Source organism: Paraburkholderia edwinii, assembly GCF_019428685.1.
GTDB classification, from domain to species: Bacteria; Pseudomonadota; Gammaproteobacteria; order Burkholderiales; family Burkholderiaceae; genus Paraburkholderia; species Paraburkholderia edwinii.
Genome location: NZ_CP080095.1, coordinates 1,996,472 through 2,013,076, shown reverse-complemented (window position 1 = coordinate 2,013,076; position 16,605 = coordinate 1,996,472). Strand labels below are relative to the sequence as shown.

The 16,605-nt window shown below is 62.4% G+C and carries 14 protein-coding genes; 5 read left to right on the top strand and 9 right to left on the bottom strand.

All coding sequences use genetic code 11. The features are described 5' to 3' along the window. Positions 1-25 precede the first annotated feature (25 nt). The 7 genes from KZJ38_RS09010 to hutH form a co-directional block, all read right to left on the bottom strand. The gene (locus tag KZJ38_RS09010) at positions 26-1,414 is read right to left on the bottom strand and encodes a DHA2 family efflux MFS transporter permease subunit (RefSeq protein ID WP_219799721.1); all 1,389 of its coding nucleotides are present in this window, start codon (positions 1,412-1,414) and stop codon (positions 26-28) included. Between the two features lie 172 nt (positions 1,415-1,586). Next, positions 1,587-2,255, bottom strand: coding sequence for a hypothetical protein (locus KZJ38_RS09005; RefSeq protein WP_219799720.1), 669 nt, complete (start codon positions 2,253-2,255; stop codon positions 1,587-1,589). A gap of 351 nt (positions 2,256-2,606) precedes the next feature. Next, positions 2,607-3,824: an imidazolonepropionase gene (gene hutI, locus KZJ38_RS09000; RefSeq protein WP_219799719.1), complete on the bottom strand. Its 1,218-nt coding sequence runs from the start codon at positions 3,822-3,824 to the stop codon at positions 2,607-2,609. 41 nt (positions 3,825-3,865) lie between these two features. Next, positions 3,866-4,468, bottom strand: a complete 603-nt coding sequence (locus KZJ38_RS08995) for a HutD/Ves family protein (protein ID WP_246641693.1) — start codon at positions 4,466-4,468, stop codon at positions 3,866-3,868. 35 nt (positions 4,469-4,503) lie between these two features. Further along, on the bottom strand, positions 4,504-6,192 hold the full coding sequence (gene hutU, locus KZJ38_RS08990) for a urocanate hydratase (protein ID WP_219799717.1): 1,689 nt from the start codon (positions 6,190-6,192) through the stop codon (positions 4,504-4,506). Between the two features lie 107 nt (positions 6,193-6,299). Continuing rightward, positions 6,300-6,995, bottom strand: a complete 696-nt coding sequence (hutC, locus tag KZJ38_RS08985) for a histidine utilization transcriptional repressor HutC (RefSeq protein ID WP_219799716.1) — start codon at positions 6,993-6,995, stop codon at positions 6,300-6,302. Position 6,996: 1 nt separating this feature from the next. After that, positions 6,997-8,520, bottom strand: coding sequence for a histidine ammonia-lyase (hutH, locus tag KZJ38_RS08980; protein ID WP_219799715.1), 1,524 nt, complete (start codon positions 8,518-8,520; stop codon positions 6,997-6,999). Between the two features lie 268 nt (positions 8,521-8,788). Between hutH and KZJ38_RS08975 the strand changes: the two genes are divergently transcribed. The 3 genes from KZJ38_RS08975 to KZJ38_RS08965 all read left to right on the top strand — a co-directional run bounded on the left by KZJ38_RS08975 (position 8,789) and on the right by KZJ38_RS08965 (position 12,212). After that, complete coding sequence (locus tag KZJ38_RS08975) at positions 8,789-11,209, top strand: DUF6531 domain-containing protein (RefSeq protein WP_219799714.1); 2,421 nt, start codon at positions 8,789-8,791, stop codon at positions 11,207-11,209. A 9-nt stretch (positions 11,210-11,218) separates the two neighbouring features. Then, on the top strand, positions 11,219-11,455 hold the full coding sequence (locus tag KZJ38_RS08970; protein ID WP_219799713.1) for a hypothetical protein: 237 nt from the start codon (positions 11,219-11,221) through the stop codon (positions 11,453-11,455). A 355-nt stretch (positions 11,456-11,810) separates the two neighbouring features. Next, positions 11,811-12,212: a hypothetical protein gene (locus KZJ38_RS08965; protein ID WP_219799712.1), complete on the top strand. Its 402-nt coding sequence runs from the start codon at positions 11,811-11,813 to the stop codon at positions 12,210-12,212. 173 nt (positions 12,213-12,385) lie between these two features. Here KZJ38_RS08965 and KZJ38_RS08960 read toward each other — a convergent pair whose 3' ends face one another. Further along, entirely contained in the window at positions 12,386-13,273 is an 888-nt protein-coding gene (locus KZJ38_RS08960; protein WP_219799711.1) for a LysR family transcriptional regulator, read from the bottom strand. A gap of 122 nt (positions 13,274-13,395) precedes the next feature. Between KZJ38_RS08960 and KZJ38_RS08955 the strand changes: the two genes are divergently transcribed. Together KZJ38_RS08955 and KZJ38_RS08950 are read left to right on the top strand one after the other, a co-directional pair. Continuing rightward, entirely contained in the window at positions 13,396-14,307 is a 912-nt protein-coding gene (locus KZJ38_RS08955; RefSeq protein WP_219799710.1) for an NAD-dependent epimerase/dehydratase family protein, read from the top strand. 105 nt (positions 14,308-14,412) lie between these two features. Beyond that, positions 14,413-14,595 (top strand): hypothetical protein, encoded by a 183-nt coding sequence (locus KZJ38_RS08950; RefSeq protein ID WP_219799709.1) that lies wholly within the window; start codon positions 14,413-14,415, stop codon positions 14,593-14,595. A gap of 132 nt (positions 14,596-14,727) precedes the next feature. Here KZJ38_RS08950 and KZJ38_RS08945 read toward each other — a convergent pair whose 3' ends face one another. After that, the gene (locus KZJ38_RS08945; RefSeq protein WP_219799708.1) at positions 14,728-16,134 is read right to left on the bottom strand and encodes an NCS2 family permease; all 1,407 of its coding nucleotides are present in this window, start codon (positions 16,132-16,134) and stop codon (positions 14,728-14,730) included. Positions 16,135-16,605: the final 471 nt, after the last annotated feature.

Sequence of the window (16,605 nt, the reverse complement as noted above, 5' to 3'; positions counted from 1 at the left end):
GAGCCTTCTCTCCGTGCGAGCGATGTCAACGCTGCCGCAATTCGCTCCCCTCGTCATGCGAGAGCTTGACGAAGAACAGCAGCGAACAGAGCGTCAGCGCGCCGACCACGAAAAACGCCGGTGAAAAATCGCGTGCGCTCAGCTGCATGGCGCTGCCGCCGTTCAGGTACGCCGTCAACGCGAGCAACGACGCGGCAAATGCCACGCCGACGCTGATCGACAGCTGCTGCGCCATGCTCGCGAGCGCGGTCGCCCGGCTCATTTGCGGCTTCGGCATGTCCGAATAGCCGAGCGTGTTGAGCGTCACCATCGCAAGCGAATTGAACAGGCCGCCAAACAGCAGCACGACGAAAATCAGAGCGTGCGGCGTGGCCGGACTGAAGAGACCGTAGCTCGCATAGAAGCAGCCCGTGACGAGCGTCGCGCCGATCAGCAGCCGGCGAAAGCCGATGCCGCGAATCGCCGGTCCCATCAACGCACGCACCGACAGCGACCCAACCGCTGTCGCCACGCTGATCGAGCCCGACGCGAGCGGCGAGAGCCCGAAGCCCAGTTGCAGCATCAGCGGCAGCAGAAACGGCGACGCGCCGAGCGCGATGCGCAACGGCATGCCGCCGACCACTGCGGTGCGATACGCGTGATAACGCAGGAGGCCCGGATCGATGATCGGCTCCGGATGCCGCCGCGTGTAAAACCAGTACGCGACGAGCGCGAGCGCGCCGGTGCCGATCAGCGCAAGCGTCACCGGTTGCGCGACGAGTCCGCGCCCGGCCGTCTCGAAGCCGCCGACCATGCCGACCAGACCGACGGACAGCAGCAGAAAGCCTGGCAGATCGAAGCGCGCATCGTGCGGCTCCTGCGTATCTTCGATAAACGCGAGCGCGCATATCACGCCGATCACACCGAACGGCACATTGAGCAGAAAGATCCAGCGCCACGATGCGACGGTCACGACCAGGCCGCCTAGCAGCGGCCCGGCGAGGCGCCCCACCGCGCCCGGCACCGTGAACCAGACCATCGCCGCTACCATGCGCGCGGGCGGCACGCTGCGCAGCAGGATCAATCGTCCGACCGGCACCATCATCGCCCCGCCCATTCCCTGTATGACGCGAAACAGCACGAGTTGCGACAGCGATGTCGCGAGGCCGCAGAGCGTCGAGCCGACCGAGAACAGCACGATCGCCGTGCAGAAAATGCGGCGCGTGCCGAAGCGGTCGGCAAGCCAGCCGCTCGCCGGTAAAAACACGGCCAGGCTCAGCAGATACGAGGTAATCGCCAGATTCAGATGCAGCGGCTCGACGGCAAGCGAGTGTGCGATCGATGGCAACGCGGTCGCCATGATCGACGTGTCGAGGTTTTGCAGCAACAGGGGGCAGGCAACGATGATGGGGATCAGTCGGGCACGGTCGGTCATGCGTTTCTTTTACCGCAAAACACGTCGGACGACGAGCTATTGCATCGTGCCCACTGTTACAGGGCATTTCGTGCCGGTCTTCCTGTCGCGCATCGTTCGTTGCATGCGCATCGAATGCCCGGAGGGCGGGTGGTCATCGAGGTGATCGCGATGATCGGGGCGATCGGGGTCTTCAAGACCCATCGCTTTCCCCGAGCCCCGCGAGTAGCTCATGCAGCTTCTCGACATGCCGGATCAGCATATGCCGATGCTTTTCGATCTGTTCGAGCCGGCCCGCGAGGTCCGCATGCACGTGATCGTCGAGATCGACCGCGCCCATCACGTCTTCGACTTTCGTGCGCAGCGCGCCGATGTCGACCGGAGGATGCGTGAGGTGCCGCTCGAAGCGCCGCACTTCCTGCATCGCGAGATCGCGCACCTTGCGCAGATACGCCTGCTTGCGATGCGCTTCAGCGTCTTTCGCGTCGTCCTCGGGCTTCTTCGCAGGCGTCTGTCCGAAGATCGGTTCGGGCGGCCGCAGCACCGCCTTCTTGCGCACCGGCGCCGCCGTGCCGCGAAAGCGCGCGAGCGGCGCTTCGTTGTCGATTGCCGCCTGCGCCGCTTCAGGTACATCGTGTGCTTCATGCGGCGCGTCCATCCAGCCGGCCGGCAGGCCCGTCACCGCCTCGACGCCACGCGCGAACTCCTCGCTGAAATCGCGCTGGCCCGCCAGCATGAGCTTCAGATACGACGCGGAGAATGTCATCATCCGCGCAAGACGCGTCGCCGCGCCAACCTCGCGCGTCAACAGCAGTAAATTCCCCCGCCAGACCGATAGCAGGGTTTCGTCGGAATATTCCATCGCTGGGCCTTCCTTTGCTTTTCGTTCCCGAAGGCAACCCGGCGCGGCGCGCATAGGATGCGCTGCCGCGCTCGCCGATTCCCGTCAAAGATTAGTCGCTTGGTGATGCGGCGCGCAAGCCGGGCGGCTGCCGCCGATGACGCGTAGCGGCAACAGCCGCGCCTTCTTGCGCGCGATCTCATGACAGAATTGACTGCGCGAGACGAGCCTTGTTCCTTGGCACGTGAATTGCGCGGTTTGCAGCGCTTATATGCGGGGGGAGGCTTCGCGCGACGGGAAGCAGATTCGCGTGGCGAGAAGTTCGATGGGCGTTTTGGTGGCCGCATGCGCGGCCCGCTCAGGTGCGCCCGCTCAGGTGCGGCTCGCGTGCACGGTCTCGCCGGCCCGCACGACGCGCGCGCACAATGGCCGCCCGATCCAGTACGGCAGCTCCGCAAGCGACTCGACCGACCATACGGCGAAATCGGCCGGGCGGCCGGCCGCGAGCACGCCGTGCACGTCCGCCTTGCCGAGCGCCTGTGCCGCATGACGCGTCACGGCCTGCAGTATCTCGGGCACCGTCATGCGGAACAGCGTGGCCGCCATGTTCATCATCAGCAGCAAAGAGGTGACGGGCGACGTGCCCGGATTGCTGTCGGTCGAAATGGCGATCGGCACCGCGTGACGGCGCAGCAGTTCGAGCGGCGGCAGCTGCGTCTCGCGGATAAAGTAGTACGCGCCCGGCAACAGCACCGCGACCGTGCCCGCCTCTTTCATGGCGACGACGCCGGCTTCGTCGAGATATTCGAGGTGATCCGCGGACACAGCGTGGTAACGCGCGGCGAGCGCCGCACCACCGCTATTCGATAGCTGCTCCGCATGCATCTTCACCGGCAGGTTGTAGCGCGCCGCAGCTTCGAACACGCGCTCGCTCTGCGCCAACGAAAAGCCGATGCGCTCGCAGAATACGTCGACGGCATCGACGAGCCCTTCGTCGGCGAGCGCGGGCAGCATCCGTTCGCACACCTCGCGGATGTATTCGTCCGCGCGGCCTGTGTATTCGGGCGGCAACGCGTGCGCGCCGAGAAACGTCGTGTACACCGAAACCGGGTAGCGTTCGCCGAGCTGCCGCGCGACGCGCAGCATCTTGCGCTCGTTTTCGAGGTCGAGGCCGTAGCCGGATTTGATTTCGATCGCGGTGACGCCTTCGGCGATCAGCGGTTCGAGCCGCGCGGCCGCGGCGCGCAGCAAGGCGTTGTCGTCCGCGGCGCGGGTCGCGCGCACGGTCGACACGATGCCGCCGCCGCGCCGCGCGATCTCTTCGTAGCTGACGCCCGCGAGGCGCTGTGCGAACTCGTCGGCACGCTGTCCGCCGTAGACGAGATGCGTATGGCACTCGACAAGCCCCGGCGTAACCCACGCGCCGCCCAGATCTTCGCGCGGCCAGCAGCGGTATGCGCCGGGCAGTTCATGCGCGGCGCCGAGCCATTCGATGCGGCCGTTCTGCACCGCGATGGCGGCGTCAGCAATCGTGTCGTTCGGATCGCCCTGTGCGCAAAGCTTCAGGTGATGCCAGACGGTTTGCTTCATCGTTAGCTCGCTCGATAGGTGTGAGCCGGAGTGCGCATCGCTCAGGCTCGCGCCGCGCGCGCCGCATGATGGATCAATATGGCAAGCACGGTGCCGTTACCGCTTAGCGCGCAGTCCAACGTATGCTGCACGTCGTCGATCCGCAATGTATCGTTCGTTGCGAGCGCAACGGGTTCGTCGACGCCGGCGAGCGTCACGTTCAGAGAACCGGCGGCGCAGAAAAGCAGCAGCGTATCGGCCGAAACAGCATGCGACTCGCCGCTATGCCATACGTCGATGTCGCCTGTCGCCGCGCCGCGGCGGATCATCAGATTGAAGTCGCGGGTTGCGCCGTCGATCAGCCGCGCACCGATCGCTGCTTCGCCAGCAAAGCGTGCGATGCCGTACGGTTGCTCAAGGGCATGCGTGTGCCCTTGCGCTTCATCGAGCAGCATGCCCGCGCCGGAGAGCAGCACGAGCGTGCGGTCGATGCCGGCGAACGACGAGAACGGCCCCGGTTGCGCGACGTCGGCGAGGCTCACGCGCCAGATAAACGTATCGAAGCCCGCGCCAGGCGGATACGCCGCGATCTCGCGCGTCACGCCGCCGCCGTTTTTCCACGGCGCGGCAATCAGATCGGCGCCGCGGATAAAGGCCAATTTCATCGCGGTTATCGTACGCTGGTTGCGTGACATCCCGCTCACCGGCCCAGCATCGGCAGCTTGAGACCGGCTTCGACTGCGGTCTTGCGCGCGAGGTCGTAGCCGGCATCGGCGTGACGCATCACACCGCTCGCCGGGTCGTTGAACAGCACGCGGCCAAGACGCGCATGCGCGGCATCGGTGCCATCCGCGACGATCACGACGCCCGCATGCTGGCTATAGCCCATGCCGACCCCGCCGCCGTGATGCAGCGACACCCACGTCGCACCGCCCGCCGTGTTCAGCATCGCGTTGAGCAGCGGCCAGTCGCTCACAGCATCGGAGCCGTCGAGCATCGCTTCGGTTTCGCGGTTCGGGCTCGCGACCGAGCCGGTGTCGAGGTGATCGCGGCCGATCACGATCGGCGCCTTCAGCTCGCCCTTCCGGACCATTTCGTTGAATGCCTGGCCAAGCCGGTAGCGGTCGTTCACACCGACCCAGCAGATGCGTGCGGGCAGCCCCTGGAACTCAATCCGTTCACGCGCCATATCGAGCCAGTTGTGCAGATGCGCATCGTCGGGAATCAGCTCCTTCACTTTCGCATCGGTCCTGTAGATATCCTCAGGGTCACCCGACAGCGCGACCCAGCGGAATGGCCCCTTCCCTTCGCAGAACAAAGGCCGAACATACGCGGGCACGAAGCCGGGGAAATCGAATGCATTTTCGACACCCATGTCGAGCGCCATCTGCCGGATATTGTTGCCGTAATCGAGCGTCGCGGCGCCGCGCTGCTGAAGCGCAAGCATCGCGCGCACCTGGTTGGCCATCGACTGCTTCGCCGGCGTCACGATGCTTTGCGGATCGGTCTTTTGCCGCTCGCGCCAGTCCGCGACATTCCAGCCTTGCGGCAGGTAACCGTTGATCGGATCGTGCGCGCTGGTCTGGTCGGTTACGCAGTCGGGCGTGATATTGCGCTTCACGAGTTCGGCGAAGACATCGGCCGCGTTGCCGAGCAGGCCGATCGAAACCGGCTTGCCGCTTGCTTTCGCTTCGTCGAGCATGGCAAGTGCTTCATCGAGCGTCTTCGCCTTTTTATCGACGTAACGCGTTTTCAGACGAAAGTCGATGCGCGTCTCGTCGCACTCGACCGCGATCATCGAGAAGCCCGCCATCGTCGCGGCGAGCGGCTGCGCGCCGCCCATGCCGCCGAGGCCGCCCGTCAGAATCCATCGGCCCTGCGGTTTGCCGCCGAAATGCTGGTTCGCGACCGAGAAGAACGTCTCGTACGTCCCTTGCACGATGCCCTGGCTGCCGATGTAGATCCAGCTGCCCGCGGTCATCTGTCCGTACATCATGAGACCCTTGCGATCGAGTTCGTGGAAATGGTCCCACGTCGCCCAGTGCGGCACGAGGTTCGAATTCGCGAGCAGCACGCGCGGCGCATCGGGATGCGTGCGGAATACGCCGACGGGCTTGCCCGATTGGATCAGCAGCGTCTCGTCGTCGTTGAGTTCCTTCAGCGACGCGAGAATCTGATCGAAGCAATCCCAGTTGCGCGCCGCACGCCCGATCCCGCCGTAGACGACAAGCGCGTGCGGGTGCTCGGCAACCTCCGCATCGAGGTTGTTCTGAATCATCCGGTACGCGGCTTCGGTGAGCCAGGTCTTGCAGGTCTTCTCGCTGCCGCGCGGCGCGCGGATCGTGCGCGACGGGTCGAGACGCGGATCGATATGCTTCGGGTTGTTCATGGTGATGAGCCTTGAAAGTGCGGATTTAAGCGGCTTGAAAACCGCGGCCACGACAACGAAAAGAAACAGGCAACTGCGGCAGCACCGACCGGCGGCGTTGCGTGCGATCAGAAATGCCCGGTGAAACGGTAGCGGCTGCCGGGATGCCAGAGGTTGGCCACCGACGCGACGACACCTTGCGACCACGTGCGCCGATGCAGGACGAGGCACGGCTCCGCGTCGTCCATCGACAGCCAGTCGCGTGTCACCTCATCGGCCGCGAGCGCTTCGATCCGGTATTCGACACGCTGCAGCGGCGCGACGCGCACGAGGTACTGGTTCGGCGTCGTGTTCGTAAAGTCCTGCAGTGCGTAGTCGGGCGCGACGGCCGGATTGACCCAGCGTTCTTCGAGTTGCACCGGTTCGTCGTTTTCGAAGTGCAGCACGCGCGAATGAAAGAGCGAGCTGCCTGCTTTCAGCTGCATCTCGTCGGCGAGCGCGGCATCGGCGATTTCCCCGCCGATATGCAGTACCTTCGCGTGATAACGATGACCGCGCGCGACAATTTCATCGGAGATGCTGCGTATCGCGACGAGCGTCGACTCGTACTTCGGACGCGCGACGAAGGTGCCAGAGCCCTGCACGCGCGTGAGCACCTGCTCAGCGGTCAGTTCGCGCAGCGCGCGGTTCACGGTCATGCGGGCGACGTTGAAGTCGCGTGCGAGTTCGTTTTCCGACGGCACCTGGTCGCCTTCGGCCCATTCGCCCGCATGAATGCGGGCAAGGATGAAGTCCTTGATGCCCTGATAAGCGGGTGCGTTCATCTCAGCGACGCTCGGAAGCAAATTCGAACGGGCTGTGCGCTCCGATCGTGCCGTTCTGCACGAGACGCGTGATCGCGGCGATGTCGGGCGCGAAGTAGCGGTCGAGTTCGTAGTGCGGCACTTCGTTGCGCACCACGCTCATGACGCGCTGCAGCGCGGGGCTCGTGTGATGCGGCGCGCGCAGATCGACGCCTTGCGCGGCGGCGAGCAGTTCAATTGCCAGAATATTCGCGGTGTTTTCCGCGATATCGGCGAGCTTGCGCGCGGCGAAGGTCGCCATCGAAACGTGGTCTTCCTGGTTTGCGGAAGTCGGCAGCGAATCGACCGATGCCGGATGCGCCAGTGTTTTGTTTTCCGAAGCAAGCGCGGCGGCCGTGACGTGCGCGATCATGAAACCGGAATTGACGCCGCCATCCTTGACGAGAAACGGCGGCAGGCCCGACAGCGTCGCATCGATCAGCAGCGCGATGCGGCGCTCGGCAAGCGCGCCGATTTCGGCTGCGGCGAGCGCGAGATTGTCCGCGGCAAACGCGACCGGCTCCGCATGGAAGTTGCCGCCGGACAGCACTTCGCCGGTGTCGGGGAAGATCAGCGGGTTATCGGAAACCGCATTGGCTTCGATCAGCAGAACGTCGGCGGCGTGACGCATCTGATCGAGGCATGCGCCCATCACCTGCGGCTGGCAGCGCAGCGAGTACGGGTCTTGCACCTTGCCGCAATCGCGATGCGACAGATTGATCGCCGATCCGTCGAGCAGCGACCGGTACGCAGACGCCGCGTCGATCTGGCCTTGATGTCCGCGCAGTTCGTGAATGCGCGCGTCGAACGGCTTGACTGAACCCGCGGCCGCATCGACCGACAGCGCGCCGGCGACGAGGCCGGTGCGATACAGGTCTTCAATCGCGAACAGGTTGTAGAGCGCAAGTGCCGCGGACGCCTGCGTGCCGTTCAGCAGCGCGAGGCCTTCTTTCGCTTGCAGCGTGAGCGGCTTCAGGCCGACGAGACGCAGACCGTCGACGGCCGACATACGCTCGCCCCTGCTGAACACTTCGCCGACGCCGAGCAGCACGGCGGACATATGCGCGAGCGGCGCGAGGTCGCCCGATGCGCCGACCGACCCCTTGACCGGAATCACGGGCAGTACGTCCGCGTTGAAGAGTGACATCAGTGCGTCGATCACTTCGCGGCGGATGCCGGAGTGGCCGCGACCGAGACTCGAGAGCTTCAACGCCATAAGCAGGCGCACGACCGGACGCGACATCGGTTCGCCGACGCCGACCGCGTGCGATAGCACGAGATTGCGTTGCAGCAGTTCGAGCTGATCGTGCGGGATATGCGTGCTCGCGAGACGCCCGAAGCCGGTATTGATGCCATACGCAGGCTCGCCTTTCGCCGCGATGTCGCGGACCGCGTTCGCGCATGCATCGATGGCGGCGAAGCTGGCGGGGTCCAGTTCGAGCGTGACCTGCTCGCGTGCGATCTGACGGAGTTGCGGCAAGGTCAGGCAGCCGGGCGTGAGGATCATGGAAGGCGTTCCTGTATAGACAAGTTATGGCGGAAGTCTAGCTGGAGCGAGTTGTATATACAAGTCGTTTTTTATCCTGGATGGGCCAGGGAATTCCATTAGCGGCCGTTGTGCGGAAGCGTTTCCGCAGCGGGCGTCCGGGCGACTTTTAAATGAAGAAATAACGCGGCGAGATTCGGATTTTTCGACGGTTTTTTTGTTGGCTATGGATTTATTGTGATGGCCGTTGTCGCGGGTAATAAACATATACAACGAGAGAAAAATTCGAATGGGCCGTTGTTCTTTGCTTCCGTCGCGCAAGCACTCGCTATGCGCGCTCACACTGCTGCTGCTTTTCGCTGTACTTCTCTTTGCATCAATGGCGCGCGCCGAAAGCGGCGACGCGATCTGCTACTCGCTCTATCCCAAGTCACGCGGAATACCGGGCACCAAAGGTTGCTCGATCTCTGTTGCGGGTGGAACGCCGGTCGGGATGGGGTCGTACTTCTGTACGGCCAACCTCGAACGCATCGATCGCTACTGCAATGCGCCGGAGCCGGTCGCACCTGAAGCAAGTTGTCCGGTTGCCGATCCGGTCTATCCGGGCACCGGCGTCAATACGCTCGCCGAAGCGGACTTCGTCAGCGGCGGCGATACGCCAGTGACATTTCGACGTACGTATCGCTCGGTGCCGCATCTTCATCCGGACGCCGGCGTCGGTTCGGGATGGTTTCACAACTGGCAGCGTCAGCTCGATCTGGCGAATGCGCGTGCAAGCTCGCCTCAGGTCATCGCCTATCGCGAGGACGGCGAGCCTGTCACGTTCGTTAAGACCAACGGCTCGTGGCGAGGGAAAGGCACCGCCTCGCTCGCGCTGCGCGATAGCACGAACGGCTGGACGCTGACCGATCTGACGAGCGATACAGCCGAGTCGTATTCGTCTGCAGGCGTGCTGCTGTCGGTCAGTACGCACGACGGACGCGTTACGACACTTACGTACAGCGACGCGAATACGCCATCCAACGTGGCACCCGCGGCCGGACTGCTGATTACGGTCACCGAACATGCGGCCGACACCAGCACCTATGTCGATCTCGTGCTCCGGCTCTCGTACGACGCGAAGTACCGCATCACGCAGATGACAGATCCGACCGGCGCTATCACGCGCTATGGCTACGACGCGAACAACAATCTGGTTTCGGTGACATGGCCCGACGGCTATGTACGGCGCTATCTGTATGAGGACGCACGCTTCTGGTCCGCGATGACCGGTGTGATCGACGAAACGGGATCGCGCGTCGCGACGTGGACGTATGACGCGAAGGGGCGTGCCATTGCGGCCAGTCACCCCGATACCACGCGCAACGTTCAGTTTGGCTACGGCGGTAACAGCACAACGGTGACGGATAGTCGTCGCACCACCACGCTGAACTTCTCTTCGATAGCGGGTGTGCAACGGCCGACTGGTAGCAGTTCGTCGTTGGGCAATACTGCTACGACGTGGGATGCAATGGGCAGTCTGCTGACCGATAGCGCAGCGGATGGCAGCAGCACCGAGTACAGCTATGACGATATCGGCCGGCCTACACGCGTGGCTCGGCGAACGTCGATGGGTCTGTCGGTTACGTCCGTTCGATATGCCGACGCGACGACTTTGCATCCGTCGCTGGTCGCGATGCCGCGCATGATGCGTGGCTTTGCTTACGACGAACGGGGGAACCTCGTTGGACTCAGTGAACTGAGTACGGACGATGTGACTGGCGCGAGTGGGTTCGATGCGAAGTCGACCGGAGAGCAGCGCACGTATGGATTCGCGTACGACAGCCGGAATAGGCTCACAGACACGTTGACGATGGTTGGCGGCCAGACGGTCGAACATTTGCATCAGACCTATGACCGTAGCGCCGACCGGCGCATAGCGATGTCTCTGACGGGCGGTCGCAACTACGGGATCGTGATGCGCGACATGGCGCACCGACCGATCGAACTGATGGACGACGGCATGCTTGCGTATGCCGCGTATGACGTGCGTGGCCGTGTTACGCAGTTCACTTATGTTGAAGCTGCGGCGCCTTCTAATGGAAAAGTGAGTCGTACGCTGACGGTTGACTACACCTATTCGCCGGATGGACGGGTTATGTCACGCACGGGGACGGTTAAGCGGGAAGGCGGCAGCGCCGTTGCGATTGGTCGTGATGAGATTGATGAGTGGCTGGATAACTATGAGTCTGGGGTGACGCCGGCGGGGCCGGCAGTCAGTTCGCAGCAGTTGATCAAATCTCTGCTTGCTACGACAGAACCTGGACTGGAACCGATATGCCTCGAATGTGGGCTATTTGGGCCAATTATTCGATGGGGCATAGTCGTTATTGGAGAAATAGCGAGCCAATGCAAGCCAACGCAGGTAACTGTCGATGAGTTGATCGCCTCGGCTACAAAGCCACACAACGGCACCGGCCTCTCCAAATTGTCAAGAGCATGGGACAAGCATTCAGGACGAGAGGCAGAGTACTATCCACCACTGAAAGGCAACACTGAACAAAAGAATGCCACGACGGAGGCATGGCTTCGTGAGCTTCTTGAGAACCCCACCACTATTCGAGAAGAATTGGGAGGCGGAGGCGTTGATTTCCGGACACCAAGCGGGACCGGCGCTAGATATAACCGTGATGGAAGCTTCAGCGGAGTTTTGAATCCGCGTCAGCCATAAGAGGTGGACATGAGCAAACTCGAAATCGTCTGGTCATCCGCGATGGATGAGTACGAAAAATTGACTCTCGAAATCCTCCTTGATCGATATCCGGTAGTTCGCGTGAATGGAGAGCGTGGTCCCGACAAGCTGGAGGCAGAGCTTGGAGGCCCAGAGCCTGACGGGAGAATGGCTCGCAAGATACCGCTCGATGATCTCATCGAAGCGCTTATCGATATTCGCAAAACGATGGCTAGCGGGAAGTAGGTGGTTCGCTCGAGCGCCACCATATAGTGAATTGAGATGTTTGATCGATTTAGGGCGTGTGCTCTGCTGACCACACTGAGCGCCTTTTCACCAAGAAACGAACACTTTTCACAAACAGCTTCGAGGCAGGGACTCTCGACTATATCCCGGGCGACGAAGCGCAACGACTGATCCGGCTGCTCGACTAGGTACGAAAGGCGTTCGGTCATATGAGCCGACTCTACTTCGAAGATCGGCTTATCGACATTGGAGAAACGATGACTAGCCAAAGACAGGTGTACCGTTGACACCACACAACCTCATCGACAGACCACTGGCCACACACGAGCAAGCTCTACTCAGATTCGCGCTATGGATGAACGCACCTCTCTATCCCCATCTCGCTGATCGATGGCTATTACAGATCGACTCATGCAAAGTGTTCGAGATCGACTCCCCGCTCTTTCTCGCTGTCCGCCACGACGAAGCGACAGAGAAAAGCGGTTGCGATGCCTACATGCTTCGACGGGAACTTATCGGCATCGATGAGGGCGTCGCAGTGCTTGTGTGTGTGCAGATCATGAAAACCCCAACCGACGATCTGATCGATATCTTCTCCATCGATCGTCTTGACGGCAAACCGCTCAAACATTATCCGACGCCCGGTGGCTCGTTGATGGTTATGGAGTCGGGTAAGAGGATAGGCGGTGCTGACTGGCGAAACGTCTACAAGGAATCGGGTAGCCCCGTCGCGGTTCGAACGCCCGCGAGCCTTTGAATCTTCGAGTCTCAGCGAGATGCTGCATTTCCTAAGGATTGCGCGAGGCGGATGGGTTACTCGAACTCGAAGGTGTCGTTTTCGATGGCGTGTGGCCCAAACCGTTCCGCGAGTCGGACTTCGTAGAAATGTAGACGGCCTCGATGCAGAAACCCGGTGACGGCCGCCGCCGGCTAAAGCCTCACCCTCCCCTGAATAAAATCCAGAAAGCACTTCACCCGCCCCGCAAGCGAAGCGCTCTGGTAGTACACCGCATGAACCGGCTGCCGCCGATCGATCAGCACGTTCTCGAGCACCGTAACAAGCCGCCCATCCCGCAAATCGCCGGCAATCATGAAATCCGCAAGGCAAGCGATCCCCCACCCATCGATCGCGAGCCGTCGCAACGTCTCCCCGCTCGACGCCGCAATACCCGGCTCGATCTTCAACGAATCGCGCTCGCCATCCCGCAACGGCCACCGGTTCAAATGCTCGGGCGCAGTGAACCCGATCAGCCGATGCTCATGCAGCGCATCCACCGACCGCGGCACCCCGCGCTCCGCCACGTAACCGGGACTCGCCACAATTCTCAACTTGCTGCTGCCTAACGCACGCGCATGCAACGTCGAATCCTGCAACTCGCCAATACGAATCGCGATATCCACCCGCTGCTTCAACAGGTCGACGGTCCGCTCATTGCTCGTTAGCTCGAGCCGGATCTCCGGATACATCGCCGAAAACGCCTTCATATGCGGTGCTATGCAATGCAGCATGAACGGCGACGCCGCATCCACCCTCAACGGTCCCGACGGACGTCTGCGCCGCCGCGCCACCGACTCCTCGGCTTCTTCCATCGCAGCGAGTATCGCGCGCGCTTTGGCGAGGTATAGCTCGCCCTCTTCGGTCAGCTGCAAGCGCCGCGTCGTGCGCCGCACGAGCGCGGTGTCGAGTTTCTTCTCGAGCCGCGACAGCGCGCGGCTGACGCCCGATACGGTCTGCTGCAGCTTCTCCGCAGCCGCCGTAATCGATCCGCTGTCGATCACCGTCACAAACACCAGCAGTTCATCGGTCGAAGTTTTCATTGTTGATTTCAAATCAAGTTTGATTTGAGACTAACACGCTTTTTGCGAGAATCGCTTCGTCCCATACTGCGTTCATATCGTCTTTCCATTCAACGCCGCCAAACGCGGCATGGGAGAACCTCTTGAACATCTTCATCACAGGCGCGAATGGTTTTATCGGCGGTTCGATCGCCGCCGGCCTCGTGCGCGCGGGGCATCACGTCACCGGTCTGATCCGCAAGCCCGAACAGGCCGCCGAACTCGAACGCCTCGGCATAACCCCCGTCATCGGTTCGCTCGACGACCGCGCGCTGCTGATCGCGCAGGCACAAGCGGCCGACGCCGTTATCAACGCAGCAAGCAGCGATCATCGCGGCGCGGTCGAAGCCTTGATTGAAGGCCTCGCCGGTTCGAACAAGCCGTTCCTGCATACGAGCGGCTCAAGCATCGTCGGCGATGCATCGGGTGGGGAAGCCGGCGCGGCTGCGATCTATCACGAAGATTCGTTGCCCGAACCAACTGCCGACAAGGCCGCACGCGTGGCAATCGATCGGCTCGTGCTCGACGCCGCAAAGCGCGGCGTTCGCTCGGCCGTGCTCTGCAATACGCTGATCTATGGGCACGGCGCAATCAAGGGCAGCGCAAGCGTGCAGTTGCCGCGCCTCATCCGTCAGGCGCAAAAAAGCGGCATCGTGCGGCACGTCGGCAGCGGCGGCAACATCTGGTCGAACGTCCATATCGACGACGTCGTCGAACTCTATCGCCTCGCGCTCGAGAAAACGCCTGCCGGCACGTTCTATTTCGTTGAAAGCGGCGAAGCGTCGTTCCGCGAAATGAGCGCGGCGATTGCCGACGCGCTCGGTCTCGGCGCGCCGCAAGACTGGCCGCTCGAAGAAGCGAAAAATGAATGGGGCTACGAGATGGCCTCGTACGGCCTCGGCTCGAACAGCCGCGTGCGCGGCTCGCGCGCGCGTGAACTGCTCGGCTGGACGCCGAAGCGCAGCTCGGTAATCGACTGGATCAAACAGGACATGCGCGCGGCATCGGCTGAATAACAGCTTACGTCGCATTTGCGCGACTTCGTTGCTAATCCGTAAGGTCAACTCGATAGAATCGCCTCATCTGATAGACGATTCTGCCGGGCGAGCCCGGATTCGCCGATGTTGCTCGCACTCAACTTCGACTGGCTGACCAATCTCCTTGCGATTCTCTTTCTTGTCGCCTGTCTGTACGACATGCGATACGACGAGTACGGGACGCTGACGCTCGCGGCTGCCGCGATGGGGCTCGTCGTAATGGCAATTCACCTGTTCCTCAGGCCCGCTTTCGAAATGTCGCTGTAGCGCGGCAGACGCAAAAAACAACGGGTGCCGCGCAAAGTGACCGCGCCGCACCCGTGGAGGAAACCGCTAGCCGGAAACCGCTGTTCGCCTGCAACAGGCGTTACGTCCTCCCGGCAGGAAAGACTCGCAAAATCAGATCGCCCAACCGCCCAGATAGAACACTGCAAGAACGATTGCGATCGCAACGGTCCCGACATTAAGCTTTCTAAATTCGCCGCTCACGATCCGGCCGATCACCAGCGTGCAGAAGCCGAGCATGATGCCAGTCACGATATTCGCGGTCAGCACGATAAACACCGCGCAGACGAGTCCCGACATCGCATCGACCATATCGTCCATATGCAGCTTGCTCACGCTCGACAGCATCAGCAGCCCGACGTACATCAGCGCGGGCGCGGTCGCATACGACGGTACAAGCGCGGCGAGCGGCGAAAAAAACATCACGCAGAGAAACAGCAACCCGACGATTGCCGCCGCGAGACCGGTTTTCGCACCGGCGGCGACGCCGACCGTCGACTCGATATACGCAGCAGCCGGTGCGCCGCCCATCAGGCCTGAAAAGATCGAACTCACGGAATCGGCCGTCAACGCGCGGCCGCCGTTGATAATGCGGCCGTTCTGATCGAGCTGGCCCGCCTGCCCCGCAACCGCGCGGATCGTACCCGTCGCATCGAACACCGCGGTCATCACGAGTGCGAGCACGCTCGGCAGCACCGCGAGCGACAACGCGCCTTTCAGGTCCATCGCGCCGATCAGCGACGTATGCCCCGGCGCGCTCAACGACGGCAGCGCGAACACGCCATGAAACGCGACAGCCGGATCGAGCAGCAGCGCCAGCGCCGAGATCGCGACGATCACAATGAGGATCGCTCCCGGCACGCGGCGTCGCACGAGTCCGAAGATCGCCGCGAGACCGATCACCGACATCAGCGCCGGCAGCGACGTGATGTGACCGAGCGACACCGGCATGCCCGGCCCCGGGTTCTTCACCACGAGCCCAACGTCGTTGGCCGCGATCAGCAGCAGAAAAAGTCCGATGCCGATGCCCGTGCCGTGCGCGACGCCGGCCGGCAGATTGCGCAGAATCCACGAGCGCACGCCCGTCACTGAAATCGCGGTAAACACGAGGCCCATCAGAAACACCGCGCCCAATGCGACGGTCGGAGGCAATCCCTTGCCGAGCACGAGCCCGAATGCGGTGAACGCGGTCAGCGAGATCGCGCAGCCGATGGCGATCGGCAAGCGTGCCCACACGCCCATCAGCAGCGAGCCGAATGCAGTCGTCAGACAGACGGCGACGAATACCGCGCTCGTGTCGAAACCAGCCTTGCCGAACATGCCTGGGACGACGAACACTGAATAGACCATCGCGAGAAACGTTGTGATACCCGCCACGATTTCGCGGCGCTGCGTGCTGCCGCGTGCCGACACTTCGAAATAGCGGTCGATTACTCCCTCGTATGTCCCTTCGAAAGCGGCGTCGTCGCCGTCGAGGTCGGTTGCCGGCAAGCCTTGCGCGTGCGCCTGGGATTCCATCATGGTGAGTGCCTCCTTTATCAGCAAGCTGAAACGGCCATGTGGGAGCCGCCGTCAGGTTCGTCTCGTCGAGTTGTCGTGCGGCTTGCGCGCATTGCGTGCGTGCGGTGCCGCCTTTCTGTAGTTGCGAAGGTTAGGTGAAGACAAATATGTCTCCTATCGCGGCGAAGGCATGCCCGGCATGTCGCGACGCTTATATCGCCGAGCGCGCGGGAGCGGCGGCTGGCCCGCCGGGTGTTTACACCTACGCGGGAAAAATGCGCAAAAGCGCGTTGCGCCGCGGTGCGCCACGCGCGGCAAACCCGGCTTCGCAGGCGCCGCAGGTTACACTCTGTCCGCGGCGCGCTTTCGACCTCGCATTCAGTCTCACAATGAGTGCGACGCTCGCGCGCTGCGCGGCACGTTTTACAGCACGCTTCACAAGCCGCTTCACAACCAGTTTCACAACCAGTTTCGCAGCCAGCTTCACAGCCC

Bases quoted from the DNA above. Each gene is read 5' to 3' on its own strand.
- KZJ38_RS09010 (WP_219799721.1), bottom strand. From the start codon at position 1,414: ATGACCGACCGTGCCCGACTGATCCCCATCATCGTTGCCTGCCCCCTG.
- KZJ38_RS09005 (WP_219799720.1), bottom strand. From the start codon at position 2,255: ATGGAATATTCCGACGAAACCCTGCTATCGGTCTGGCGGGGGAATTTA.
- hutI (WP_219799719.1), bottom strand. From the start codon at position 3,824: ATGAAGCAAACCGTCTGGCATCACCTGAAGCTTTGCGCACAGGGCGAT.
- KZJ38_RS08995 (WP_246641693.1), bottom strand. From the start codon at position 4,468: ATGAAATTGGCCTTTATCCGCGGCGCCGATCTGATTGCCGCGCCGTGG.
- hutU (WP_219799717.1), bottom strand. From the start codon at position 6,192: ATGAACAACCCGAAGCATATCGATCCGCGTCTCGACCCGTCGCGCACG.
- hutC (WP_219799716.1), bottom strand. From the start codon at position 6,995: ATGAACGCACCCGCTTATCAGGGCATCAAGGACTTCATCCTTGCCCGC.
- hutH (WP_219799715.1), bottom strand. From the start codon at position 8,520: ATGATCCTCACGCCCGGCTGCCTGACCTTGCCGCAACTCCGTCAGATC.
- KZJ38_RS08975 (WP_219799714.1), top strand. From the start codon at position 8,789: ATGGGCCGTTGTTCTTTGCTTCCGTCGCGCAAGCACTCGCTATGCGCG.
- KZJ38_RS08970 (WP_219799713.1), top strand. From the start codon at position 11,219: ATGAGCAAACTCGAAATCGTCTGGTCATCCGCGATGGATGAGTACGAA.
- KZJ38_RS08965 (WP_219799712.1), top strand. From the start codon at position 11,811: ATGAACGCACCTCTCTATCCCCATCTCGCTGATCGATGGCTATTACAG.
- KZJ38_RS08960 (WP_219799711.1), bottom strand. From the start codon at position 13,273: ATGAAAACTTCGACCGATGAACTGCTGGTGTTTGTGACGGTGATCGAC.
- KZJ38_RS08950 (WP_219799709.1), top strand. From the start codon at position 14,413: ATGTTGCTCGCACTCAACTTCGACTGGCTGACCAATCTCCTTGCGATT.
- KZJ38_RS08945 (WP_219799708.1), bottom strand. From the start codon at position 16,134: ATGATGGAATCCCAGGCGCACGCGCAAGGCTTGCCGGCAACCGACCTC.